The organism is Streptomyces sp. NPDC127106 (assembly GCF_042677605.1).
Lineage (GTDB): Bacteria > Actinomycetota > Actinomycetes > Streptomycetales > Streptomycetaceae > Streptomyces.
Window position 1 is genome coordinate 54,017 of the sequence record NZ_JBHXTC010000028.1, and the last position, 22,694, is coordinate 76,710.

Genomic DNA, 22,694 nt, shown 5'->3' on the forward strand with positions numbered 1-22,694 from the left:
CGCGTACAAGAGGCGATCCTGACAACCCGTTCGCCGGGCTCGTCCTCTGCCGGCCCGACGGCCGACCGCTCGGACCACACATGGTCCTCGACCGGCTCCACCAGCTGTCCGAAGAGGCTGGCGTCCCACGGATCACCGTCCACGACCTGCGTCACCTGGCTGCCACGATCACGATCTCCGCCGGCGTGCCGCTCACTGTGGTGTCCAAGACGCTGCAGCACTCCACCCTGTCGACCACCGCGAACATCTACAGCCACCTCACCGGCAGGCAGCCCGCGAAGCCGTCGACACCATCGACCGCACCCTCACCGGAGCCCAGAACACCGGCCGCGAAACACGCCGCCCGGCAGGGCTGCGACCACCACGCGACCACCTGCAGCAGCTGCGCGGAGCCCTCCGCGGACTCCGCTCCCCCACGCCGCCGGCCTTCAGTGCCACGGCCAACCAGCCTCAGGCTGGACATGCGACCACATTGCGACCACCATGGCCCCGGACGCACCAAAGGCCGCCCTCTCATGGATAAGAGAACGGCCTCCGACCTGCTGAAAAGCATGGTCGGGACGACAGGATTTGAACCTGCGACCCCTTGACCCCCAGATCGTTAGGCAGGGGGACCAATCGGGACATAAACAGCCGTTCGAGGGCGTATTGCGTTCGCAGGTAGGCACTGCGTGCACCCATATCCATGGATGCCGGTCCCCAACTGGTCCCCAAGCTGAGGGTTTTCGCACGGCAACATCCTGCGCAGTCGGCCGCCTGCGCGAGGGCGACGGTCCGTGTGGTCCGCAAGCAAGTGAGCCCCGGAGCTCTCGGAACCAGCAGACGTCGATCTGGCTGGTCACCGGCGGCAGGTCCCTCGACGCCCTAACTGCAGGCAGCGTCGCCGCCATCGCGGGAGTCGAAGCGCCCCTTCTGACGGACGCGCTCGTCCTCGCGGCTGCGGCGGCCACCTCGTGGGCCTCTCCCGTCCGCGGCCTGGCCGTCGTGTCTACGCACAGCGATGATCAGAACGGGACACGCCCGACCTGCGCCCCGGTGGCCACCTGGGCGATGATGCCCAGCATGCCTGCAAGGGTGCCTGTGTACGCGTGGACCTGTTCTCGGGCTCGCGCCTCCATGCCTTCGGGGGCCACGAAGAAGCCGGGGGTAGTACCTGCGGGGTGCTGCTGGCTCCGAGCCGCCTCGTATTGCGCCCAGTCGATCCGGTGCACCCTGCGCGCTTCGAGGAGGTCCTGTTCGCGGACCTCCTCGGCGCCGAGCCGTGCCGTCAGCCGCTGAGCGGCCACCTTGAGCACGATGGAATCGGTCACCGTCAAGGGCATGTCCGGTCGGCCGATGCCGCGCTCCAGCAGGGGCACGCCGGCAGTACGCCATGGCGAGCACAGAGCCGTGAGCGCCGTGTGCAGTTTCTCCCAGTCCGGTTTACGGGTCCGCTCCCCCTCCTCGATGAGCAGTTGGACGGTGCGGCGCTGCTGGTACGTGGCGGAGGGGTGGGCGAACTGGTCCACGATGCGGCGGGCGTTCTCCTGCCGCCGGGCCCTGTTCGTCTTGCCGGTGGTCTGCGCGTACGTGCGAAGCGCTCTGCGCGCCTGCCCCACCGGGACGACGGTGTCATCGGTGAGCCAGACAAACAGCACCACCGGAATGAAGGTGTGGTGGGGAATCCGCTTGAGCGGGGACCGCTTGCGGGCTTGTAGCAGTTCGCTGAACAGCCGGCGCTGCACCGCGGGGAACACGCCGGGGTCTCGACCGTGCTGCGTGGATTTGTGGAACTCGGGTGCGGCCAGAAGGCCGACCTCCACCCAGTCAGTGATCATCCTGGCGGAGACCTGCTCGACACCAAGGGCTTCCGCATCGCGCACGAGATCGTCCGCTGTGCGCGGCTCCCACTCCTTGACGTGCGTTTCTTCCACGTTCTGGAAGTTACACCGAGACGGGGGCCGTTTCCGGGCTGGCTCTGTCTTTGCCCCGGCAGGGTGATGTGCGTCAGACAGGAGCCCTTGCGCAGCTAGTGACCTGGTTTTGAGGTCTTGGCTCGCCCCATGAGTCGTGTTCTGTTTCAGATCTTGGCTTTCGCCTGACGGGGCAGGTTTCGGTCCGGTGTCCTGACGGCATGGGTGATAACAGGCTGCCACCAGTGGTGCTGTCGGAAGCCGAGCGGCTGAGGTTGGAGAGCTGGGCCAGGCGGCGTTCAACAGCGCAGGGCCTGGCCCAGCGAGCGCAGATCGTGCTGGCGTGCGCACGAGGTTGGAACAACACCGTCGTGGCCGCGCGGCTGAACACAGAGCGCAAGACGGTGGCCAGATGGCGGACGAGGTTCCTGCGGGACCGACTGGACGGCCTGTCGGACGAGCCGCGGCCCGGAGTGCCGCGGACCATCACCGACGCCCAGGTGGAAGAGGTGGTGGTCCGCACCCTGGAACAGACACCCGCCGGCGGGACGCACTGGTCGAAGCGGGAGCTGGCCAAGGTCGTGGGGATTTCTCCGGCGAGCGTGCTGCGGATCTGGCACGCCTTCGGCCTGCAGCCCTGGCGGACCGAGACCTTCAAGATCTCACCGGACCCGCTGCTGATCGACAAGATCCGCGATGTCGTCGGCCTCTATCTCGCCCCGCCAGCGAACGCGGCGGTATTCGCGGTGGACGAGAAACCGCAGATCCAGGCCCTGGAACGGACCGCGCCGGTGCTGCCGATGCTGCCCGGAGTTCCCGAACGGCGGAGCTTCGACTACGTCCGCCACGGCACCGTCGACCTGTTCGCCGCCATGAACACCGCGACGGGCAAGGTCATCACGAAACTGTCCGCGCAGCACCGGGCCGTGGACTTCCGGGACTTCCTCGACGAGATCGACCGCCAGACCGACAAGGCTCTGGCGGTCCACGTCATCTGCGACAACCTCTCCGCCCACAAGGCACCGGTAGTGCGCAAGTGGCGACTCGCGCACCCCCGGTTCCAGCTCCACTTCACTCCCACGTACTCATCGTGGATCAACCAGGTCGAACGGTGGTTCGCCGAGCTGGAACGACGCTGCCTCGAACGCGGAGTGTTCTGCTCACTCGACGACCTCAAGGCCGCACTCGAGAACTGGATCAAGGTCTGGAACGACGAGGCCCGACCCTTCAAATGGACCAAGACCGCCGACCAGATCCTCGACCGCATCTGCCGCTACTGCGACAGGATCTCCAAACCAGGTCACTAGCCGGACGGTACCGAGCGCAACGGCAAGACGCCTTGGAGGATTCCATGACTCGACGCAAGCGGCACCGCGCACACCCCCGTCCGGCTCGAGCCGGACGGCGGCAGGAAGGCAACCTGGTGGACAGGGTGCTGGGCGCGTTCGTGACCGGTGTGGTGGCAGTGATCGTCAAGGAAGCAGCCAACCTTCTTCATCGCGGCTGAGGGAGCCGACAGGGCTGGACGCCGCGACGGCTGACTGGTTGGCCGAAGCGGCCTCACCCTTCTGCTTTGCTGGTCGAGCCGGCCGATGCCGCGCCGAGGAAGATCAACGCAGCCAACAGGACCATCGCGGTCTGGTGGCGCAGGGGAAGCGACTCCCACAGATCGTGCGCGATGGTGTTCCGGACGTTCGGCCCCGCAGCCGGTTCGACGAGCAGCAGCAGGAAGCTCCTCGCCCATGCACTTCCGGCCATATCCAGCCTATCGGCCAAGCAGCGCAGGAGCCCCCCAAGCAGGCCGGCGCCGCCGGTGGATTCACCCTTGGCCAGGTGGATCGGAGGCCCGCTATTTGGCAGGCTGCCAGAGACGTGGGCCCTGCTGCTATGGGAGACCCTCAGGGCGCTACAGCAGGTCGCCCAATCTGGGCCGTGAGATTGCGGCCTGGCGCGAGCGACGCACAGCTGGGGAGAGATAATGGCTCAGCCGACGGCAGCCGTGGTCGCGGTATCCGAGATGGCAGTGGTCCGGGCACTGGAACTGGCAGGCAACCGCCTGATGGCCCGGAACGGCCGGGGTGACCGGTGCTCTGCAGCGCATGGCCCCCTGGGACCGACACTCGTTCTTCCGCGTGACTACGGCTGGCCGGAGCGGGTTCGTGGCGAGGCGGGACACGATCATCGCGCCCCGCTCCCGAGTGCCCTGGGGAGACCACGGGAGGTCAGGATGTGCGCACCGGCCCGGGCCTGAATGATCGGGGGCGTCGGGGGTCAGGCTCCGCCGGCCGCCCCCGCGCGTCCTGTTCGGAGTCTCGCCCTCCATGATCGGCAGGCCGGTCGGCCGCCGAGGTGCCCAGGCCGGATGCACGATGCCACTGCAGTACGCACCGAGGGCCGCGAGGAGCAGTTGCGTCTGTACCCGAACGGACAGCCGAAGTCGATTCCCGCTATGCCGGCCTGACCCGCGATTCCCCGGCCAGCTCAGCGCCCCGCCGAAGAAGCCGGCGACGGACGCCGGGCCGTCCGAGCGCAACTTCTCGCCACCCGTGCCGCGCTCATCCGGACACGGCGAGGCGAGGTTCCCGGTGGCACGCTTGACCACCGGTTCATTGCGGGGCAGAAGCCTCTGATCCCCAATGCCCGCCAGAGCGGACCAAGCCCGACAAGCAACCCCGGCTCATCGAACAGTTTCTGCGTGCACCCTCAGGTCAGCGCAGGCCATCCGTGTCGTCGGACTCTTCGCCGACCGGGAGTGGCCGATGGTCGCCCTCCGAGATCTCGCCATGGACGACCGAGGAGACCGCCCGGTCGTATGCCTCGTCGAGACCGTTCCCGCTTGTGCCGAGGATGTTTTCCCAGTCAATTCCCATAGCTGCGATCCTATCCGAACTGCCCGACATTCTTTGTGATTTGGGACACTGCGGCCGTGCACCCGCACGGCCTGGAGCTACATCCGACGACGGATGCACGGGCCCGTGGCCAACCGAAGGTCGACCAGGCCGATGTGCCCCTCGACGCACGGATCCACACGACCGGCGTGAGCGGCGACGCGCCGCACGCGATGCGGCACCGGACCCGGCCGCCCGCACAGCGTCATGCGCCTGGGCCTGCACCCTCTCCGGCCGGCTTGTTGCGGACATCACGCATCCGGACATCTAGAGCGGCCTGGGTCTCCGGGTCGAGCTCGTGGTCGCCGGCGGTTTCAGGGTTGACGCTCAGCGCGTGGGAGCGGAAGGCCTCCCGCTCGGCGGAGAGTTGCCGGATGGTCTGGTTGATCCGGTGGATCTTCTGCAGCAGCCTCTCCCGCTCCTGCTCGGCGATGGCGAGCTCGGCGAGCTGTTTCTGGATCTCAGCCTCGTTTTCCCGGGCGTAGTTGTCGCTGACCAGTGTGATCAGCGGAACCCCGAGAGCCTCGGCAGCGGTGACCGCCTCATCGAGCCTGACCGCACGGGTCTGCTGCTCGATGCGCGTGATGGCAGTGGCGTCAACGTTCGCGCCGAGCAGTGCGGCCATACGGCGCGCCAGCTCTGCCTGGCTGATGCCGAGGCGTTCGCGCTCTTGACGAAGCCGACGGGCGAAAAGGTCACCGGGCAGTGGGTTCATGGCGGTTTGACACTTCCTGGTCAAGATCGCGATCGACGGTGGGCAGGCGGGGGCGGCCCACCTCGGAATCGAGCAGGCCGACGTCCCGGCACTGCTGGAGCAGCACCTTACACATCCCGAACTGCGGATTCCACAGCAGCCCGCTCCACCTCAACGGCCGCGCGCCACCTCCACGACCACGCACCGCGACGTCGATTCACCTCGTCCCCGAGGCTCTTTCGATGGTCTATCGATACATCTAGCGCACCCCTACGATCGACGATTCGAATGGTGTACGTTAGCCACTCGGGATGCACACGTATACGAGTCAGCAAGAGGAGTCGATGGCTGCCATCGACCTACTCAGCCCCTATCACTACCTGCCATGGTAGGTAGTCAGTGCTTGTTGCCTTGCGACTCGATGTCACACCACTGAATGAATCGAAAGGCGAGAGGAAAGAAGTATGCCGAAGACCGACGGGGCAGCCGTCCTCACACAGGCACCCCTGCCGAGCGCCGCCTGGGACCTGACCAGCTTCCTGCAGAACGCCAAGTCCCAGGTCCAGCTCTGGGGAGGTTCTGTACTCATGCTGCTCGGCGTTGTCGGCCTGGTCTGGGGCGGCGTGCTCTTGATCAAGAAGCTGATGGCCAACCCGCAGTCCGCCGGCCAACAGCAGGGCTGGGGCACGATCGCGCTCCTCGTTCTCGTCGGCGGAGCTTTGAGCACCGGCGGCTGGACGCTGATCTCGACGATCGGCTCCGGCGGCCAGCAGACCATTACGGATCTCGGCGGCGGCACGGTGATCGCGCAGACCTTCGACCAGGTCACCGGATTCCTGAGCGGCCCTTCCAAGTAAGGGGCCGTCACGGACTGCGCACACGAACGGTGACAGAGCCATCGAGCGAACCGGGTCGGTTGAGGCGCAAGGCCTCTTCCGACCCGGTTCGCCGTACCCGGGCTCGCAGCACGGTGCAGGCGCGAAAGAGAGCAGAACATGGGGATCAGGAACAAGGCGCTGGGCTTCAGTAGGAAGTTCAAGCTTGACTCGCACCACGCGATCGAGCGTTTTGGGGTGTTCTTCGGCATCTTCGCGGTCACAGGCGCGATCGCGATCGGCGCATCAGGGGTCTCGGCATACCAGGCGGGACGTGACTCGCTGTCACAGACGGCGCTGTACACCAGCGACTTCAAAACGTCGAAGACGAATCTCGGCGGCACCGTGGACGGGGTCTACACCAACGAGCGCGGCAACAAGGCGCTCGTGATGATGCACTTCAGCCCGACCGCTCCGATCTCGTACAACGCCGCGGACTACAGGGCGTTCCTGCTCGGGTCGGACACCTCACTCAACAGCGAGCCGGTCAGCACCAGCGGGATCAAGGGATCCCTCTACGCCTTCGGCTCGACCGGCTACATCGGGGTCCTCCTGAACGCCGACCGGCCCTTCGACCGTCAGGTGTTGAATCTGACGGTCCGTGCGAATGCCGAACTCACCGCGCCCGGAACCCAGCCGAAGCAGAGCAGCGGGAAGCTGGCCGGTGACGAGACCTTCACCAAGTACGACCAGTGGCGGGTCTTCTTCAACCCCGGTGCGTCCGGGGTCCAGAAGATCGCCGCGCTCAACGCTCCGACCTTCGATCCCGCACAGGTCTACTACTGGGTCGCACTCAAGAAGAAGGAGACCGAGGCCAGGAAGGCCCTGGACCAGAAGCTTGTCGAGATGCGCGCGAATCTGACGCAGATTCGGTCTTATACGTCCGACCTGCAGACGACGAAGATCGACGGGTTGTTCCTGCGTCCGCCGACCGTTCCGGCCTCGATCGCCACCGACAAGATCACGGGGGTCTCCGCAGCCGAGGCAAAGGACGGCGTCCCGACGCTGGCGCTGCAGACCAAGCACGTCGCCCCCGGCGGCTTCGACCTCAACTGGCGTACAGGCAACGTCTACGACGGCTACCTCGATGCCCTGGCGCCGGCCGGACAGAGCTACGCCCAGTTGTTCACCAAGAAGCGTGACGAGGGAACAGATCCGACGATTCAGCAGATCTCGGACATGCAGTGGATTCTCTCGGATGGCACCAGCCTCACCAAGGACTACCAGTCCTCTGACGTGACGATGCGCCCGCTCATGAACATCATGAACAACCTTTCACATGCGTATCAAACCTACTCAGTGAACAAGTCCAAGTACCAGTCGGACCTCTCACTCGACCTGCTCCGACTGGACGTGAGTCTGCGGGACGTGCAGTCCAACAGCACCGTTCGTGACGACAAAGACTTCCTCACCACGCTCCACTGAGTGCGGCGAAGAAGTGTCGGATCCTGCTACCTGGATTGAGCCGGAAAGGAAAATAGCATGGCCGCCGACCAGCCGAATCGGAGCTCCGAGACGGGGACGACGAAGGACCAGCCGGACACGTCGGCGAGTCAGGGGATGCCCCGGCAGGGTCGCGGGACCAAGAGCCTCGATTCGGCGGCGCCCCTGCGCCGGCACAGCAGGATGAAGGCGGCGGCGCCCACCCGAACGGAGGGCAACGAGAAGCCTCCTGAGGGCAAGACCGCCGTGCCCAAGCAGCTCCCGGGGCGGGAAGCTGATCCTTCCGGTCCTTCCCGCCCTTCCCGCCCTTCCCGTACTTCCCGTCCTTCCGTTCCTTCTGGCCCTTCCGGCCCTTTCGACCCTTCTGTCCCTCCTGGTCCTCCTGTTCCTTCTCGTCCTTCCGGCCCCTCCGGCCCTTCCGGTCCTTCCGGTCCTTCCGGCCCTTCCGGTCCTTCCGGTCCTTCCGGCCCTTCTGACCCATCCGGCACGGCGAACACCGAGCAACCGAAGACGTCGGAGGCCGGGGCGAAGGTACCGGACAGTGCAGACACCGCAGGCAAGACAGCCGGGGCCGCGAACGCCGGGGCGACGATCAAGCAGGGGATGAACGGCGTCGCCGGGAACCTGGCCGGAGGCGCGACCCAGAAGGCGATCGAAGGAGACGGCAGCAGCGCGACCCGTCGTAATGTCGGGCGTTACGCGGGAGCTGCTGTCTCCGGTGCCGTGGCCGGCGCACAGGCCGGCGGGCTTCCGGGAGCCGCCGTTGGCGCAGCGAAGAACCTCGCTGTCGAGGGTGCCCAGGACACGGTCAAAGGCGTGTCCAAGGCCACCGGCGGCAGCCCGGACGCCAAGCCGGCCGACCAGCGCGAGCTGGGTGTCGGCGGCACGGGCTACGAGCGCGGTGCGACGAAGGACGACGAGGGCCTGGGCGCGAAGGCGGCCAAGGGCGTCGCCATCGGCGGTGGTGCGTCTGCTGCTCCGCCGGCCATGGGCCTGGTCATGGCCATGGCCTTACTGAACTGGCTCAAGTCCATGTTCTTCGCAGCCATGGCGATGGCCGTCAACGCCGGGAAGCTGCTGTGGACCCTCTTTGTCAACATCCTCAAGGCGGTTGGTCATGCGATCGCCGCACCGTTCATGGCGATCGGCAGCTTCCTGGCCAAGGGGGCCGGCGCGGTCCTGGGCTTCACCGTCACTGCGACGATGGCCCCTGTAGCGGCAGCGCTGTCGGGTGCGGTCGCGATGACCGCCACCGTGGCCCTGCTGGGCACGGTCCTGACCGGTGTCCTCAACTCGACGGCGTTGACCGAGGGCAGCATCGACGCGAACAGGGCGGCGTGCGTCGTCAACGCGGACAACGTCGGCAACGGTTCCGGTGCCACCGTCCCGGCGAACGTGGAGAAGAACGCCAAGGAGATCTACTCGGTACTCAGCAGTTGGGGGATGCCGAAGGCGAACATCGCGGGCATCCTCGGGAACTGGTCGCAGGAGTCCGGGATCGACCCGACGAGTGTGCAGAACTTTCCGACGGGGACGTATGCCATGACCCCCGCGAAGGCCGGCGCCGCGCAGAACACGGACAACGGTATCGGTCTTGGGCAGTGGACGTTCGGCCGCAACACGCTGCTGCGCCAGTACGCGCAGCGCAAGGGCGTCGACTGGTTCACGATCAAGGCCCAGTTGGCCTTCATGGTCGATGGTGACAACCCGGGCGACGTTGCGGTCTTCAAGGACATGCTCAGGAAGTCGCAGGGCTCGCCGCGTACGGCGGCGGTGCACTTTCACGAGAACTGGGAGCGCTCCGCCGACGGCGCGGCCGGGGTCGCTGTGCGAGGCGACAACGCCGAGATGTGGTTCGGCAAGATGAGCGGCTGGTCGGTCGACAGCTCGATCGTCGGTGGCGTCGAGGACGTCGTCGGCGGGATCATCGACAACATATCGAACGGGATCGACACGATCCTGGGAAACTGCGCCTCCACGGCCGGCGGTTCCGTCTCGCCGAAGGACGGCGGGATGACGCAGGAGGAGGCCCAGGCCCTCGTCGACCTCTTCAACAAGGAGGGCGACAAGTTCCTCGACGACCGGTACGGTCCGGGCGGCGGCCCCGGTTCCTGCGGCGACAACCACGCGATGAACTGCGTGAGCTTCTCGACCTACTTCGTGAACAAGTACACGACGTTCCAGGCCTACCCGGCCGGTGATGGCAAGGAGACGGCCTACACGATCGCGAGGGAGACCGGCAAGACGATGCAGTCGACCCCCGGCCCCTACTCGGTCGGGTCCGGGCCGGGATCCACTTCCGTCGGCCACACCCTGGTGGTGCTCGGCGTCCAGGGGGACAAGGTCATCCTCGGTGAGGCCGGCTACTGCGCCTACATGGGCCGGGTCCGCGTCGACAGCGCGGCGCGGCTGGCTGCCGCGGGCTGGAAGTTCGTGGACATGTCGGATGCGATGCTCACCTCCGACAAGATCAAAACGGCCTGATGCGCAGCATCTGACCTGGGAGGAAGAAGCCGGTGCTCGGCGATCCGGGCACCGGCTTCTTCGTGTCCGAGTCAGGTCCGCGCGCCGGTTCCGCCTTCGACGCTCTTATTGAATGGATTCATACTCGGCCATGAATGGCTTTTGATATAAGCTTCAGTCGTTTATGAGAACAACGCGGAGTGAGGAGCGTTCCGTGACGACAACCCCTGACGAGTCCGAGGGCATCGGACCGGAGCAGGAGAGCGAGTCGATGCCCGGGGAGAAGCCCGCGGTATCGAAGACGCACACGAAGGTCACCGGAGCCGAGCTCGAAGAGCGCTTCGCGGGCTGGATGATGCGCCGGCGAGAGAAGGGCCAGGCCCGCGCCCCGGCGGACAACGCGCGCCTGCTCCGCCGCGGCGTCACCGCGGTGATGAGTGCCGGGATCCTCGCCCTGGTCATCACTGCGGGCGTGACCGGCGAGAGCTTCAAGACGACCACAGCGGACAACGAGGCCCAGATCCTCCAGCTTACGCAACAGTTGGACGATGCCCGGTCCAAGCCCGCGAAAGCGGACGTCGGCGCGCAGTTGTCGAAGCTCGCCGAGGCGGCAGCCGCCGACGCGAAGAAGGTCGCGGCGGGTGAGCAGACCTTCGCCGAGTTGTACCACCAGGCCGATGTCCAGCCCAGCCGGAAGAACGGGGCTCCGAACCAGGCCACGCTGGAAATCGTCGAGCACCGACGGGACTTGGCGCCGCTGTTCGACAAGAACTCCTTCCTCGTCAGCGACAAGGAGGCGTACAGCACCTCGTCGCTGACGCCGTTCGACGCGACCACCGAGATCGATCCGCGCCACGCCTGGTACATCCGCTACGACGGCGACAAGGCAGCTGCCCCGAGCACGTACGCATGGAAGGTCGAGACGGTGATGCCCGATCTGAGCGTGAAGGGCGGCTCCGGCGCGACGAACCAGGCAAGGGTCATCTGGCTGTGCCGGGACACGACGAGCGGCGAGGTGCTCGCCTGGGCGAGCGCGCGTTACGTACGCAATGGCACGGCGGGGACCTTCGACCACTTGGCCCTCGTGGTAACCGCCGCCGGGGCTTCGCACGAGAACCCGGCGGTCAGGATGCCGGCCGGGTCCGGAGTACCCGAACTCAGTGGCACGGGCACACAGGAGGCGGGCGGGAAGCGATGACGGAGCAGACGGCAGCACCCGCGCGGCGGGGATTCTTCCGGCGCAACCTCTCGGTCCTGGGGACGGCAGCGGTCCTCACGGTGGTCGCGACGGTTGGCGGAGTGACCTGGAGCAGCCGGCACGCGGCCCTGGTTGAGCAGGAAGCCCGGATCAACGATCTCGAGGGACATCTGGCGGCAGTCCGGAAGAGTGACGCCGAGCAGGTGAACGCGGACGTCATGGCGGCCCTGGGTGTCAGCCGGAGTCGGCTGAGCACCGACCGTGAGCGCATCAAGTCGCTGCTCTCGATGGTCTTCACGTGGGACTCGGGGCAGAGCTACGAGGCTGCGCGCGAGAGGCTGAAGAGTCGGTTCGACCTCACCGAGAACGAGATGTTCCTGAAGTCGTTCATGCCCCCGTCGAGGTTCAACGAGGATTCCCAAGGGCGGCGTTACCACTACATCGACGCGGTTGGCCTGAACTCGGCCCTCGGCGCGGATCCGGACGTGGAGGTCATCGACGCCAAGGCGGGCGTCTACACCTACGCCGTCCTTGCCGACGTCGAGGTCACCTCCGACGCGACGTCCCAGAACAAGGCGAGCAAAGCCAGTGTCACGGCGTACCGGCGAGCGCTCCTCTTCGTCACGGTCGACGCCCAGGGCAAGGTCTCGAACCTCTCCGGCGTGCCGGCGAGCGGCGAGACTCGCCATTCCAAATGACTCACAGACCCTTTCGACTCGCCTCACTGATAGAGTTAGACTGATATTTGAGTGGAACGGCGAGTTGAGGAGCAATGACGTCGACACAGACCGATGAGTCGGGCGGGTCCGCGGTACGCAAGACGCGCTTCGTCGCGACGTCCGGTTCCTCGCAGGAGGGCTCGGACACTCCTGAGCGCATGGAGCCCGCGGGCGGCCTGCGCAAGCGCACCGTTGCGGCCGGTCTGAGCATGGGTGTCGGCGCACTGCTGTGCTTCCTGCTCTCCGCAGGAACTTCCGACGGCCAGAGCGCGGTGCGCGGTACGGCTGTACCGGAGGTGTCCTCTCTGCGGGAGCAGCTCAGGATCGCCGAGGCGAAGACCGCGGCGCTACCGAAGGCCGACGACGCCGAGCGTGGTCTGACCGCGGCCCTGAGGGCGGCTGGTCAAGTCGCGAAGCTGCAGAACGACTACCGCTACCTGACGCCCAAGGTGGCGGCAGACGGCGGCAAGCTCGACGCGGCGACGTCTCAGTCGACGCTACGCAATCTCATCCCCTACTTTGCCCCCTCGGTACACCGGGAAGACCTGGGTCCGTGGTACCTGCTCGCCGGCGACAAGGACGTACCAGCCGGCGTCGGGATCCCCATGAGCTTCGACTCGGGCTTCGAGTGGGCCGGCCAGGTGCCTTACCTGGTCAACGACGACGGCACCATCTCGGTGACCTGGCTGGCGACGGAGACCAGGACCGGGGCGGGCGAGAAGCCGGCGGTGCTGGCCTGGGCCCGCGCCGACTACGACCTGGTCCGCAACGCCTTCGTGAACATCCGGACCGGTACGACGGTCACGGGCAAGGCTCTGGAGCAGGAGGTGAGGACACCGTGAAGGAGGAGATCAACGACAAGTTGCGCCTGCACGCCGGGAGGATCCTGCTCGGCGGCACCGGGGCGCTGCTCGCGCTCTCGGTGGTCACACTCGGAGCCGGCCTGCTCAGCGGCGGTCCGGCGGTGTCGGACATCCAGGACAACGCGGTCGTTCAGAAGCTCGAAGGCGATCTCAGCGACGCCCGGACCGAGCTCGCAGCACGGCACACGGCGCTGCTGGCCCAGTTGCCGGGCGTGGACATCGAGCGGGTGAACCGTGACAGGACGACGGGCCGGTCCCTTCTGCTCGGCCTCACGGACAGCTCGGCGTCGAGCCGGACCGTCAAGGAGCAGCAGGCGCTACTCGACGCGCGCTACGGCTTCCTCGACCACGAGTCCCGGGTACTGACCGAGTTCGTGCCGGAGTGGATGACTGCGACCGGAGCCACGAAGGGCGCTGGGACGACGTACGCGCTTGCCGATCTGGACGTTCATGTGAGTCGGGTGCAGGGCCTGAACTACTCCTACACGGGGGTGGCCCGTCTCGATCCGGTCCGCGTTGGACCGGATCAGAGCAGCGCCGCCAAGAGCGAGTTCGTGGTCCTCACTTACTCCACCTCTCAGGACGGCACGGCGACATCGCTGGACGCCTATCGGGCCTCCGGCAAGACCCGCGACGCCCTCGTCGGGGCCGGCGAGGAACAGTCCTCCCCCAAGCCGAAGCGGTGAGCGAAGCACCCACCGTTTCGGCACGCACCCCAGAAGACCTCTACGAGACGTAAGGACACGAAGATGTCGACTCAGGCCCTGGAGAAGACCGAGACGACTGTCCCGACGAGCACGGCCTCGGCGGCGAGGAAGACCACGGCCAAGCCTGAGAAGGAGCCCAAGGCTTCGAAGCCGCGCACCGGATGGCGGCGCCTGGCTCCGGGGAATCAGGCCGGTGGGTTCTCCGTCGTGGTGTGGGCGGGGTTCTTCCGGGCCGTCGTCCTTCTCGCCGACTACCTGCTGGCATGCATCACGGCCGTGGTCGTCATCCCGCTGCTGGGCGCATGGCTGCACCAGCAGTCGGGCGCATCCCGGGTTGCGCTCAGCGGGGATGGAACCATCGCCATGTGGCTGATGCCGCTCCTCTTCCTGGTCGCACTGCTCGCCGCGGGCGAGATCGTCGTGATGCGCGGCATGTGGCGCTGGGCAACACGGATGATCGCGAAGATCCAGGACGCCCGGGGCGAAGTGACCGAGGCCGACGTCACACCGGAGTCCACGACCAGGACCACCAACCAGAGCAGGACCAACCGCAAGAGGAGCAAGTGATGCGCACGGCAGGACTGACCATGAACGACGTATGGGCCCACCGTGTCCTGCGTGAACGAGGAGTGGAGACGTACCGGCTGGAGGGGGTGGTCGCCGAGCTCGGCGTCATGGTCGAAACGCTCGACCTCAAGCATCGGGGCCGGGAGGAGAACTACCGTCCGTATCTGCACATGACGGGCGAGCTGCGCTCGGTCACCCCTGCGGAGGCCCTGCCGTTCGGTATATCCCAGGTGACCTACTCCCCCGGCCAGGGCGAGAAGGTGGACGCCTTCTACGAGTTCGACGACGAGCAGCTGGAGGTGCTGGCCGGCAAGGGCTACTTCACGAGTGGCTTCACCGTGCCCGAGCAGTTCACTGGGATCGAGTGGGAGCTGCCGGCCACGGCGGACGTGCTCGTCCTCGCTCCGTCGGAGGAGCGGACCGAAGGCGATGTGCCCGTGGTCTTCACCCAGATCCACGGCATCGGGGGCTTGGAGATCGATCTCGAGTCCAGCGGCTACGACCTCGCCGGCTACTTCGCCGACCAATCCAAGAACGGCGTCCCGCGGGCCGAGGCCGTAGTCGACGCACGTGGGCTGAAGTCGCGCTCGGACGCGATCAACCCGCTGTTCACCGAGGACGAGTTGGGCCTGGACACCGAGACCAAGCAGGTCGTCGGAGCGCCCGCGCCCGAGGCAGCACCGGTCGCTGACGGCATGAACGCACGCTTGCGGCAGATCGAGGCAGAGATCGCCGCCGAACGGGAGCAGTACAAGACCGAGCGTGCGAGCACCGAGGGCACCACGGAGAACCTCTACCGGGAGCGCGTGGCCGCACCACTGCACAAGGCTGAAGAGCAGGAGGTGCCGTCCGCTTCCTCGGTCCCGACCCGTGAGGCGCAACGCGACCTGAACCCCGATCCCGACCTGGAGGAGGAGAAGGAGAAGGAGGAGGCACGCCGACATGAGGTCAAGCCCGTCCCGAGCCTGGACGAGCGCAAGCTCCAGGTGGCCCGGCGTGCGGCCGATCTGGACTTCGGCGTTGACGACGAGCAGAGCTTGGGCTCCTGAGGACGGATCAGGCATGACGTGCGCGGCCCGGGGAGCCGGCTGACAGGAGCCGGGGCCCGTAGTGCATCGGTGGCGAGACAGGAAGGAGAGCGACGATGGGCCTGAAGCAGGACATCGTGATCGTGAATGAGTTCACCGTGCCGCTGCCCGGCGGCAAGGGATCGCGCGGTGCGACGCCGGGCGACTACGTCACCCGGTACATGGCCCGCGCGCAGGCGACGGAGTCCCTGGCTCCGATCCAGCGTCTGCGCACCGACGACTTCATCCTGCGCTACACGGCGCGGGAGTCCGCCGTCGAGCGCGTCGGCATCTCGCGGGGTGCGACGAAGCACGAGATGCGCCAGGCGCAAGGCGACGGCGGCGTGGCCTTCGGCTACGGCTCGGTCTCGCTCTCGGACGAACAGCTCAAGGCGGCCGGCAAGGACATCCAGCACTACTTCGACGCTGGGCACACCGTGTTGAAGACCGTGCTGTCCTTCGACGAGGAGTACCTGCGGAAGCAAAAGATCATCGACGTCGACTTCCGCTGCGAAGCCCGCGGTGACTACCGCGGCCACATCGATCAGATGAAGCTGCGCATGGCGATCATGTACGGCCTGGAGCGGATGGGCTCGGGCACCAGCGGCTTCGACGACCTGCGGTACGTGGGGGTCATCCAGGTAGACACCGAGCACGTGCACTGCCACCTGGCCATGGTCGACGGCGGCCGGGGCCAGGTGACGAAGAACGGCACGCAGCGCGGCAAGCTACTGGACCGGCACAAGTCCCGGCTCCGCCGCGGCGTCGATGCCTGGCTCCACGAAAAGCAGGCGGTGGCCCACCTCTCCAGCGCCGTCGGCTACGAGCGGCGCAACGTCACCACCTTCATCAAGCGGTGGGCGCACGAGCGAATCCGTGCCGAGTCCCTGCCGCAGTTTCTGGTCGCCTGCCTGCCTGGGGACCGAACGCTTTGGCGCGCCGGCTCGGACGACGCTCGCATGCGCAAGGCGAACCAGCTGGTGACCGAGCTCGTGAGGGAGCAGCTCGAACGCGCCGGCTCCCCGATGCCCGCGGCCATGGAGCGCATCGTCGACTACGCCAACGAGCGCCGCGCGAAGGAGTCTTTGAGCACGGAGGAATGGCAGAAGCTGGTCGAGCGGGGACGTACGCAGATCACGGAGCGCGCCGTCAACGGCATCTTCCAGATGCTTCGGGCCATGCCGGAGTCGGAACTGCGCGTGCGCACGCCGATGCTCGAAGTCATGGGGATGGACTACCAGCAGATGGCGGCGCTGGCTGCAGATCGTCAGGTGGACCACGAGAACACGGAAGCCGATCTGGTCTCCTTCGGCTTCCGGCTGCGCAGCTACGCCTCACGTCTACGGCATCACCGGGAGAAGGTCGGGGTCTACCGCGATCTCACCCACCAGTGGGAACAGGCCGATAGGGCCGGTGTGGCCGCCGAGGATTCGCGCCCGCTCTACGACTTCTATCGCTTCGAGGAGGCCTACCACTGGAGGCTGATGAGCAAGTACCGGCACTTCCTGCCCTTCGTCGGGGATGCGGGCGCATGGCACGAGCAGCAGCAGGACGTGGCGGCTTACGGCCGGCGGCTGCTCTCGCTCATGGCCCTGCGCGCGGATGCGTCTCTGCAGCGGATGAAAGACTCCGGGGAGGCCGAGAATCTGGGCCGGACGATCTACGGTCAGCCCGGCGGCAGGCTCCTGGCCGAGGGCGAGCGCGGCCGGGCGGTGCTGGACGCGCGCATTCGAACGATGAAGCACTCCTATGACCGGAAGTTGCACGGCCTCCGGGCCGATCTCGCTTCCTCTGGCCTGGTGCTGCGCGTGGGGTCGAGCGCCGAGCATCGGGCGGGTACGGAGACGGACGCGGTCAGCACGGACTTCAAGGTGGTCGCCGGTACCGCGTATGACTTCGACGAGGTCAAAGGCTTGGATCTACATCACCTGGGCTACGACTTCGTCACCGACGTCCGAATCGGGCCGCGCGCACACCAGGCCTTCGTCGAGACGGCCAGGGATCGCCGACGGCTGCTGCTGGCGGCGATGGACTACCTGGACCAGTCCGGTCAGGCAGAGGCAATTGCCGATCTGCCGGTGAACGATGTCGCGGCGATGACACGGGTGTCCCGGGAGCTGACATCCCAGCAGACGGGGCGGCGATCCGGCTCGCTCATGTTGCGTTCCAGAATCGCGGAGCTGCGCGCCGGGCGCGAGCAGGCCGAGAGGATGCGGCGGTCCAAGGCTTCCTCGCTGGACGCCGGTCTGGTCGTGCGGGTCCAGGCCCGAGTCGATCAGGCTGTGACCACGGCAGACGCCGAGATGGCATTCGACGCGCATCAGCCGTCCATCTCAACCGCTTTTGAGCCCTAACAGACGAGCTGATTACGTCTTGTTCGGGCAATGTGACTGGTCGCGGTCGACTGTCAGATGACAGTGGGGACAAGTGGAGGGAAGAGATCATGGCACTTCTCAAGGGCCCGGGCGCGATGACCGGAGTCAACCTCATCGCGATAGCCTACAAGAAGGGCTTCACCAGGGATCGCAAGTCCCAGTACGCCGACGTCCAGCTTGACGCTCGAGACCTGCGCGGCCCGAAGCAGACGAACCTGCATCTGAAGTCCGATCGGGTTCAGGGCGAGGACGGCAAGGTCCGCTACAACAACGGCGCCCCGTACTCCACCAGTCAGATGGAGGAGATCGCCGAGGCTGCGGGGCCGAACACCGAGCCGATCCTGGACAAGGACGGCAACGAGATCGGCACCATCTACGGCTTCAAGGGCAATGTGATGCCCGCGACGCACGGCACCGGCCTGGTGGTCAACACCAAGTCCGTCGAGGCCTCCGAGTTCGTGGTCGACAGCAGAACGCTGGACCGCCAATTGGCCTCCATGCGCGCAGCCCACGAGGCCCAGTCCGCGGCCAAGGAGTCACAGGCTCAGACTTCGGCCCCCGAGACCGAGCGGGAGCAGGCAACCGAGGTCGAGGTCGACCAGCCGACGGTCGGCTGAGACCAAGGGCGAGGCCGAGTCAAGCCCTCGAAAGGCCCCTGGAATGACATCCAGGGGCCTTTCGCGACCTACGACCACGAGATGTCGAGCACTGATCGCGCGGCCGCCTTCCAAGCCCCACCTCCGAATGCCCTCACAAGCCCTTCTCGGCCCCCATTGAGCCCCCTATCGAGTGCGGCTCATGATAGGTTTCGACTGGTTTTGCAGTCGAATCGTCAGCCCTGTCGAGAGGTCTTGTGTGGCATGTTTCAAGAGGTGCAGCTCAACGAGCGCTACCGGCTCCTGTCCAAACTCTCGGAGCCACTGAAGAAGGCCGAGCGCGACATCGTCGGCCGCGAGCACGAGAAGACACAGCTGCTGGCCTCGCTGAGCCGTCCCGAGCTGTGCAACGCGCTCCTGTTGGCCGAGGCCGGCACAGGCAAGACGGCCCTGGTCCAGGCCACGATGCTGGTGGACAAGGACCGCCTCTACCTGGAAGTGGACCCAGCGCGCATGATCTCCGAGGCGGGCACCGCCGAGAACATGGCCGCGATCCTCAAGGGCTTCTTCGACGAGGCCGAGGACTTCGTCAGAAACGAGAAGCACGAACTGGTCCTCTTCATCGACGAGTTCCATCAGGTCGCCCAGCTCTCCGACGCCGCCGTCGAGGCGATCAAGCCGGTCCTCGCCGCATCGGGAACCCGCGGCATCAGGATCATCGCGGCGACAACCTACGAGGAGTTCCACAAGCACATCTCGCCGAACCAGCCGCTCGTCGAGCGACTGCAACGCATCAACCTGAACCCGCCCGACCAGTCGACGACCATCAAGATCCTGCAGGGCATGGCCGAACGATATGGGGTGGCTGACGAGTTCTACGACGACCACATCTTCCGGCAGATCTACGAGTACACCCAGCGCTACATGCCGGCCAGCGCCCAACCGCGCAAGTCGATCCTCGTGCTCGACTCCATGGTCGGCTGGTCTCGCCTGACGCACCGGCCGATGGACCGGGACCTGCTCTCGGACGTGCTCATGGAGACCCTGAACGTCAACGTGGCCTTCAAGGTCGACGGCGCGAAGATCAAGAAGCAGCTGGACGAGAAGGTGTTCAGCCAGGAATGGGCGACCGGCGCGGTGGCGCGTCGCCTACAGCTGGCGGTGGCGGACCTCAACGACAAGGGAAAGCCAATGGCGAGCCTGCTGTTCACGGGCTCCACCGGCGTCGGCAAGACCGAACTCACCAAGCAGCTGGCGAAGCTGCTGTTCGGCGATGACCAGCGGCACCTGATCCGTTTCGACATGACGGAGTACGCCGAGGACTCGTCATTCGCGGCCTTCCGCTCCGAACTCACCAAGCGGGTGTGGGACCTCTCCCACGCCGTGCTGCTTTTCGACGAGGTCGAGAAGGCCTCGGCGATGGTCACGCGCGTGCTGCTACAGGTGCTCGACGACGGCCGGCTCAACGACGACAACAACCGCGAAGTGAGCTTCCTCAACACGTACATCGTTCTGACGACGAACGCCGGCACGGAGATCTACAAGAGCATCTCGCAGTACGCCGCCGACGACACCGGCTCGGGCAAACAGCTGATGGAGTACGAGAAGCTGATCCGCCGCTCCATCTCCTCGACGACGGGCGACAACCGGTTCCCGCCCGAGCTGCTGGGCCGCATCGACGCGATCGTACCCTTCCAGCCGCTGTCGCTGGCGACGCAGCAGAAGATCGTGCGGAAGAAGCTTCGGCAGATGGTGCAGGAGGTGTTCATCAAGCACAACGTGCGGGTCGACGTCGACGCGAGGGTGCTGCAGTACCTCATCGAGGACAAGGGTGACACCGACTCCGATGCCGGCGGCGCGCGGGCGGCCGTGGCGAGGCTGACCGACGAGGTCACCACCGCGGTGGCGACCTTCCTCAACGAGCACCCCTCGGAGCGACGGATCCGCATCGACGTCGTCGGCGACTTGGTCAGCGACGACAAGAACCTGCTGAGTTCCGATGCCTACATCGAGGTCAGTGCGGTGCGATGAGTCGGTAAAGGCCGGCGGACCTAGTCGACTAACGAGTCGATAGCCCTTTCACACCCTATAGTTGCTTACGCTGACAAGGCGGCGATAGGATGCTCGTAAACCAGGCGGACTGTGTTCTTTTGGCGAGGGGATCGGCATCAATGGGCATTCTGGGAGCGGCGGCGGTCCGCCAGAAGAAGGAACGGAAGAAGAAGCCCAATGAGCTTCTGGCCTCCGTGGTGAGAGAGACGGCGATCCCGGCAGCGGTCGAGTTGCTGCGGTCGAACACTCCGTTCGTCTTTCCCAGCGGCACGGCCTGGGTGATGCTCGTGCTTGCTGCCGAGGAGATCGGCGGCTTGAGTATGCGGCACGGCCGGAACGAGGCGAAGGGCTCGATCATCGAGCTCATCAGCTCCGACCAGATCCGCACGGTGGCCACGGCAGAGATGCTCGAAGAGGAAGTCTTCGGCATCATCCCCACCGACGAGACTCTCGCGCGCATGGAGGAGTACTCGCTGCTCACCGGTGCCACCTACGCCTGGGCCGTCGTGTGGCAGAAGCCCGGCGGCGATCTGCTCGTCGATCTGGTGAACGATGCGACCTTCGCACAGGCGCGCTTCGTCGCCGCAGGTATCACGACCCTCGAAGAAGCCGTGGGTAAGAAGGCGTGGGAAGAACACAGCGGCCTGGTCGCCGAGGCTGGGACCGCCGACCCCTCCCCGGCGCTCCTCGATGAGGACGAGGGGGATGCGATCTTCGATGAGATCCCCGGTGACGAGGGGGCTGACGAGGGCCTGGACGACGAGCCGCGTTTCAGCGACGTCGTCGACGACGATGAACGGGTGGGCGCACCCGTGTTCGACGGGGACGACGTGGGCACCGTTTCGGTCGAGTCGGAGCCGGACTACGACGGCGACGAGGTGACCGGCTACGAGGGCTTCGACGAGACCGACGCCGGCTACGACATCGAAGGCGACTACCAGGAAGCCGGCGACGCCGTGCCGCTGGCGGATCAGGCCCAGGTACGCGACGTCATCGCCCGCCGGTTCCTCTCCGAGGAGCTGGACTTGGACGTCCGGCTTGACGAGTTCAACGCGACCTTCACCATCGGCGCACCGGTCGTACAGATCGCCGTGCCCGAGGGAGCGACCGAGTGGCTCGGGGACCAGGTCGCCCAGCTCAACCGGCAGGCCAACGCGGACTTGATGCAGCTCCGTTCCGCGCACGAGGTCGAGCTGCGCGCGCTCTACGTCAACCTCATGTCGGCGCACACCGAGCAGGTCATCCGTGCGGTGGCCACCGACCGCGAGGGCTCCCGGTACAAGCTGTTGAAGGACGTGGCTGAGGCTGAGCACCAGCAGCGGCAGACGGAGAAGGAGGAAAAGATCCGAGCCCGCCGGGCGGAGATCGCCAAGGACTACGAGGCGCAGGCCGCCAAGGTGGCCCAGCAGGCGGCGCTTTCGGCGGAGCTGCAGTACAAGGAGCGCAACCGCTCGCGGATGGAGCGCGAGCAGATTGACTCCGTCGCCCAGATCGAGCGGGACATCGAGGACACCCACGCGCACAACCAGCAGGAAATCCTGCGGGTCCGGCGGTCGGACGCAACGCTGAAGATGCAGACCGGGCAGACGCGGATATTCGAGGTGCTGGCCGAGCGGCAGTCGGAGTACCTGGCGGCCGAGGAAGAGCGCCTGAGCCGGTGGAAGTCCGAGATCCAGCGAATCGTCGACGACAACCGCAAGGCCGACATCGCCCAGTCCGAGGCGCTGGCCGAGCACCAGCGGACCACGGACGAGATCGGCATCCTGCGCCGGGAACAGCAGGACCTCCTGGAATCGGTGCGCTCTGAGCACGCAGACCGGATCCGCCGAATGGAGGACGAGCTCGAACGCAACCGCAAGGACGCCATCACGCAGATGGCGACTCGGGACGCCGAGTGGCAGCACAACCTCAACCTGGAGAAGGAGAAGACCAACTTCCAGGTGACGCGGGTCACCGACCTGCTCAAGCAGCTGACGACGGTGGAGGATTCGGCGGCCAGGCGGTACGAAGCCCGCCTGACGGAGATGCAGGCCGACAAGGAGGCCTACGCCAACGAGCTGGCGCGGGCTTCCGAGATGCAGAGCCGCTCGAACAAGATCCTCGTCGTCATGATCGTCACGCTCTCGCTCCTGATGGGTGTGGCCGGCTTCATCGTCGGGGTGGTCTTCATCCGTTGAGCGATCCGGTCATGACCTACGGGGTGATCTGACGGCGCACGGGGCGCGTTCCCCATGCGCCGTCGTCGTCTGCGCAGCCGGGCGCAACGGACAGCGGGACAGCGAAATGGGCGAGGCT

The 22,694-nt window shown here is 66.3% G+C and carries 20 protein-coding genes; 16 read left to right on the forward strand and 4 right to left on the reverse strand.

The features are described 5' to 3' along the window. The first annotated feature begins 80 nt into the window (after positions 1 to 80). Positions 81 to 590 (forward strand): tyrosine-type recombinase/integrase, encoded by a 510-nt coding sequence (locus ACFVGY_RS22740; protein ID WP_385680136.1) that lies wholly within the window; start codon positions 81 to 83, stop codon positions 588 to 590. 414 nt (positions 591 to 1,004) lie between these two features. Here the strand turns inward: ACFVGY_RS22740 and ACFVGY_RS22745 are convergent, their stop codons facing one another. Continuing rightward, positions 1,005 to 1,913 carry a hypothetical protein gene (locus ACFVGY_RS22745; protein WP_385680138.1) on the reverse strand — a complete coding sequence of 303 codons (909 nt, stop codon included), beginning with the start codon at positions 1,911 to 1,913 and terminating at the stop codon, positions 1,005 to 1,007. Positions 1,914 to 2,113: 200 nt separating this feature from the next. On the opposite strand from ACFVGY_RS22745, the gene ACFVGY_RS22750 reads away from it, so the two are divergent. Together ACFVGY_RS22750 and ACFVGY_RS22755 are read left to right on the forward strand one after the other, a co-directional pair. Continuing rightward, positions 2,114 to 3,199 (forward strand): IS630 family transposase, encoded by a 1,086-nt coding sequence (locus tag ACFVGY_RS22750; RefSeq protein ID WP_385680140.1) that lies wholly within the window; start codon positions 2,114 to 2,116, stop codon positions 3,197 to 3,199. Positions 3,200 to 3,243: 44 nt separating this feature from the next. After that, positions 3,244 to 3,399, forward strand: coding sequence for a hypothetical protein (locus ACFVGY_RS22755; RefSeq protein ID WP_385680142.1), 156 nt, complete (start codon positions 3,244 to 3,246; stop codon positions 3,397 to 3,399). A gap of 53 nt (positions 3,400 to 3,452) precedes the next feature. Here ACFVGY_RS22755 and ACFVGY_RS22760 read toward each other — a convergent pair whose 3' ends face one another. The 3 genes from ACFVGY_RS22760 to ACFVGY_RS22770 all read right to left on the reverse strand — a co-directional run bounded on the left by ACFVGY_RS22760 (position 3,453) and on the right by ACFVGY_RS22770 (position 5,495). After that, positions 3,453 to 3,650, reverse strand: a complete 198-nt coding sequence (locus tag ACFVGY_RS22760; protein WP_385680144.1) for a hypothetical protein — start codon at positions 3,648 to 3,650, stop codon at positions 3,453 to 3,455. A 950-nt stretch (positions 3,651 to 4,600) separates the two neighbouring features. After that, positions 4,601 to 4,762: a hypothetical protein gene (locus ACFVGY_RS22765; protein ID WP_385680146.1), complete on the reverse strand. Its 162-nt coding sequence runs from the start codon at positions 4,760 to 4,762 to the stop codon at positions 4,601 to 4,603. Between the two features lie 223 nt (positions 4,763 to 4,985). Beyond that, entirely contained in the window at positions 4,986 to 5,495 is a 510-nt protein-coding gene (locus ACFVGY_RS22770) for a helix-turn-helix domain-containing protein (protein WP_385680148.1), read from the reverse strand. Positions 5,496 to 5,938: 443 nt separating this feature from the next. Here ACFVGY_RS22770 and ACFVGY_RS22775 point away from each other — a divergent pair, with 443 nt between their 5' ends. The 13 genes from ACFVGY_RS22775 to ACFVGY_RS22835 all read left to right on the forward strand — a co-directional run bounded on the left by ACFVGY_RS22775 (position 5,939) and on the right by ACFVGY_RS22835 (position 22,576). Beyond that, entirely contained in the window at positions 5,939 to 6,331 is a 393-nt protein-coding gene (locus ACFVGY_RS22775) for a hypothetical protein (protein WP_366857977.1), read from the forward strand. A 138-nt stretch (positions 6,332 to 6,469) separates the two neighbouring features. Next, a complete protein-coding gene (locus ACFVGY_RS22780; RefSeq protein WP_385680150.1) occupies positions 6,470 to 7,774 on the forward strand; it encodes a hypothetical protein in 1,305 nt (434 codons plus the stop codon). Positions 7,775 to 8,608: 834 nt separating this feature from the next. Continuing rightward, positions 8,609 to 10,276, forward strand: coding sequence for a phage tail tip lysozyme (locus ACFVGY_RS22785; protein ID WP_385680152.1), 1,668 nt, complete (start codon positions 8,609 to 8,611; stop codon positions 10,274 to 10,276). A gap of 193 nt (positions 10,277 to 10,469) precedes the next feature. Then, on the forward strand, positions 10,470 to 11,453 hold the full coding sequence (locus ACFVGY_RS22790) for a hypothetical protein (protein WP_385680154.1): 984 nt from the start codon (positions 10,470 to 10,472) through the stop codon (positions 11,451 to 11,453). Then, on the forward strand, positions 11,450 to 12,151 hold the full coding sequence (locus ACFVGY_RS22795) for a hypothetical protein (protein WP_385680156.1): 702 nt from the start codon (positions 11,450 to 11,452) through the stop codon (positions 12,149 to 12,151). Before ACFVGY_RS22790 ends, ACFVGY_RS22795 begins: the two co-directional genes overlap by 4 nt. A 74-nt stretch (positions 12,152 to 12,225) precedes the next feature. Continuing rightward, complete coding sequence (locus ACFVGY_RS22800) at positions 12,226 to 13,014, forward strand: hypothetical protein (RefSeq protein WP_385680157.1); 789 nt, start codon at positions 12,226 to 12,228, stop codon at positions 13,012 to 13,014. Next, a complete protein-coding gene (locus ACFVGY_RS22805) occupies positions 13,011 to 13,721 on the forward strand; it encodes a hypothetical protein (RefSeq protein WP_385680159.1) in 711 nt (236 codons plus the stop codon). The genes ACFVGY_RS22800 and ACFVGY_RS22805 overlap by 4 nt, the downstream gene beginning before the upstream one ends. Positions 13,722 to 13,784: 63 nt before the next feature. Continuing rightward, positions 13,785 to 14,309 carry a hypothetical protein gene (locus ACFVGY_RS22810; protein WP_385680161.1) on the forward strand — a complete coding sequence of 175 codons (525 nt, stop codon included), beginning with the start codon at positions 13,785 to 13,787 and terminating at the stop codon, positions 14,307 to 14,309. Next, complete coding sequence (locus tag ACFVGY_RS22815; RefSeq protein WP_385680163.1) at positions 14,309 to 15,358, forward strand: hypothetical protein; 1,050 nt, start codon at positions 14,309 to 14,311, stop codon at positions 15,356 to 15,358. The genes ACFVGY_RS22810 and ACFVGY_RS22815 overlap by 1 nt, the downstream gene beginning before the upstream one ends. A 95-nt stretch (positions 15,359 to 15,453) precedes the next feature. Beyond that, positions 15,454 to 17,730 carry a relaxase MobL gene (gene mobL, locus ACFVGY_RS22820; protein WP_385680165.1) on the forward strand — a complete coding sequence of 759 codons (2,277 nt, stop codon included), beginning with the start codon at positions 15,454 to 15,456 and terminating at the stop codon, positions 17,728 to 17,730. Positions 17,731 to 17,819: 89 nt separating this feature from the next. Then, positions 17,820 to 18,368, forward strand: a complete 549-nt coding sequence (locus ACFVGY_RS22825) for a hypothetical protein (RefSeq protein WP_385680167.1) — start codon at positions 17,820 to 17,822, stop codon at positions 18,366 to 18,368. A gap of 243 nt (positions 18,369 to 18,611) precedes the next feature. Then, entirely contained in the window at positions 18,612 to 20,378 is a 1,767-nt protein-coding gene (locus ACFVGY_RS22830) for an AAA family ATPase (protein ID WP_385680169.1), read from the forward strand. Positions 20,379 to 20,518: 140 nt separating this feature from the next. Continuing rightward, positions 20,519 to 22,576 carry a hypothetical protein gene (locus tag ACFVGY_RS22835; protein WP_385680170.1) on the forward strand — a complete coding sequence of 686 codons (2,058 nt, stop codon included), beginning with the start codon at positions 20,519 to 20,521 and terminating at the stop codon, positions 22,574 to 22,576. Positions 22,577 to 22,694: the final 118 nt, after the last annotated feature.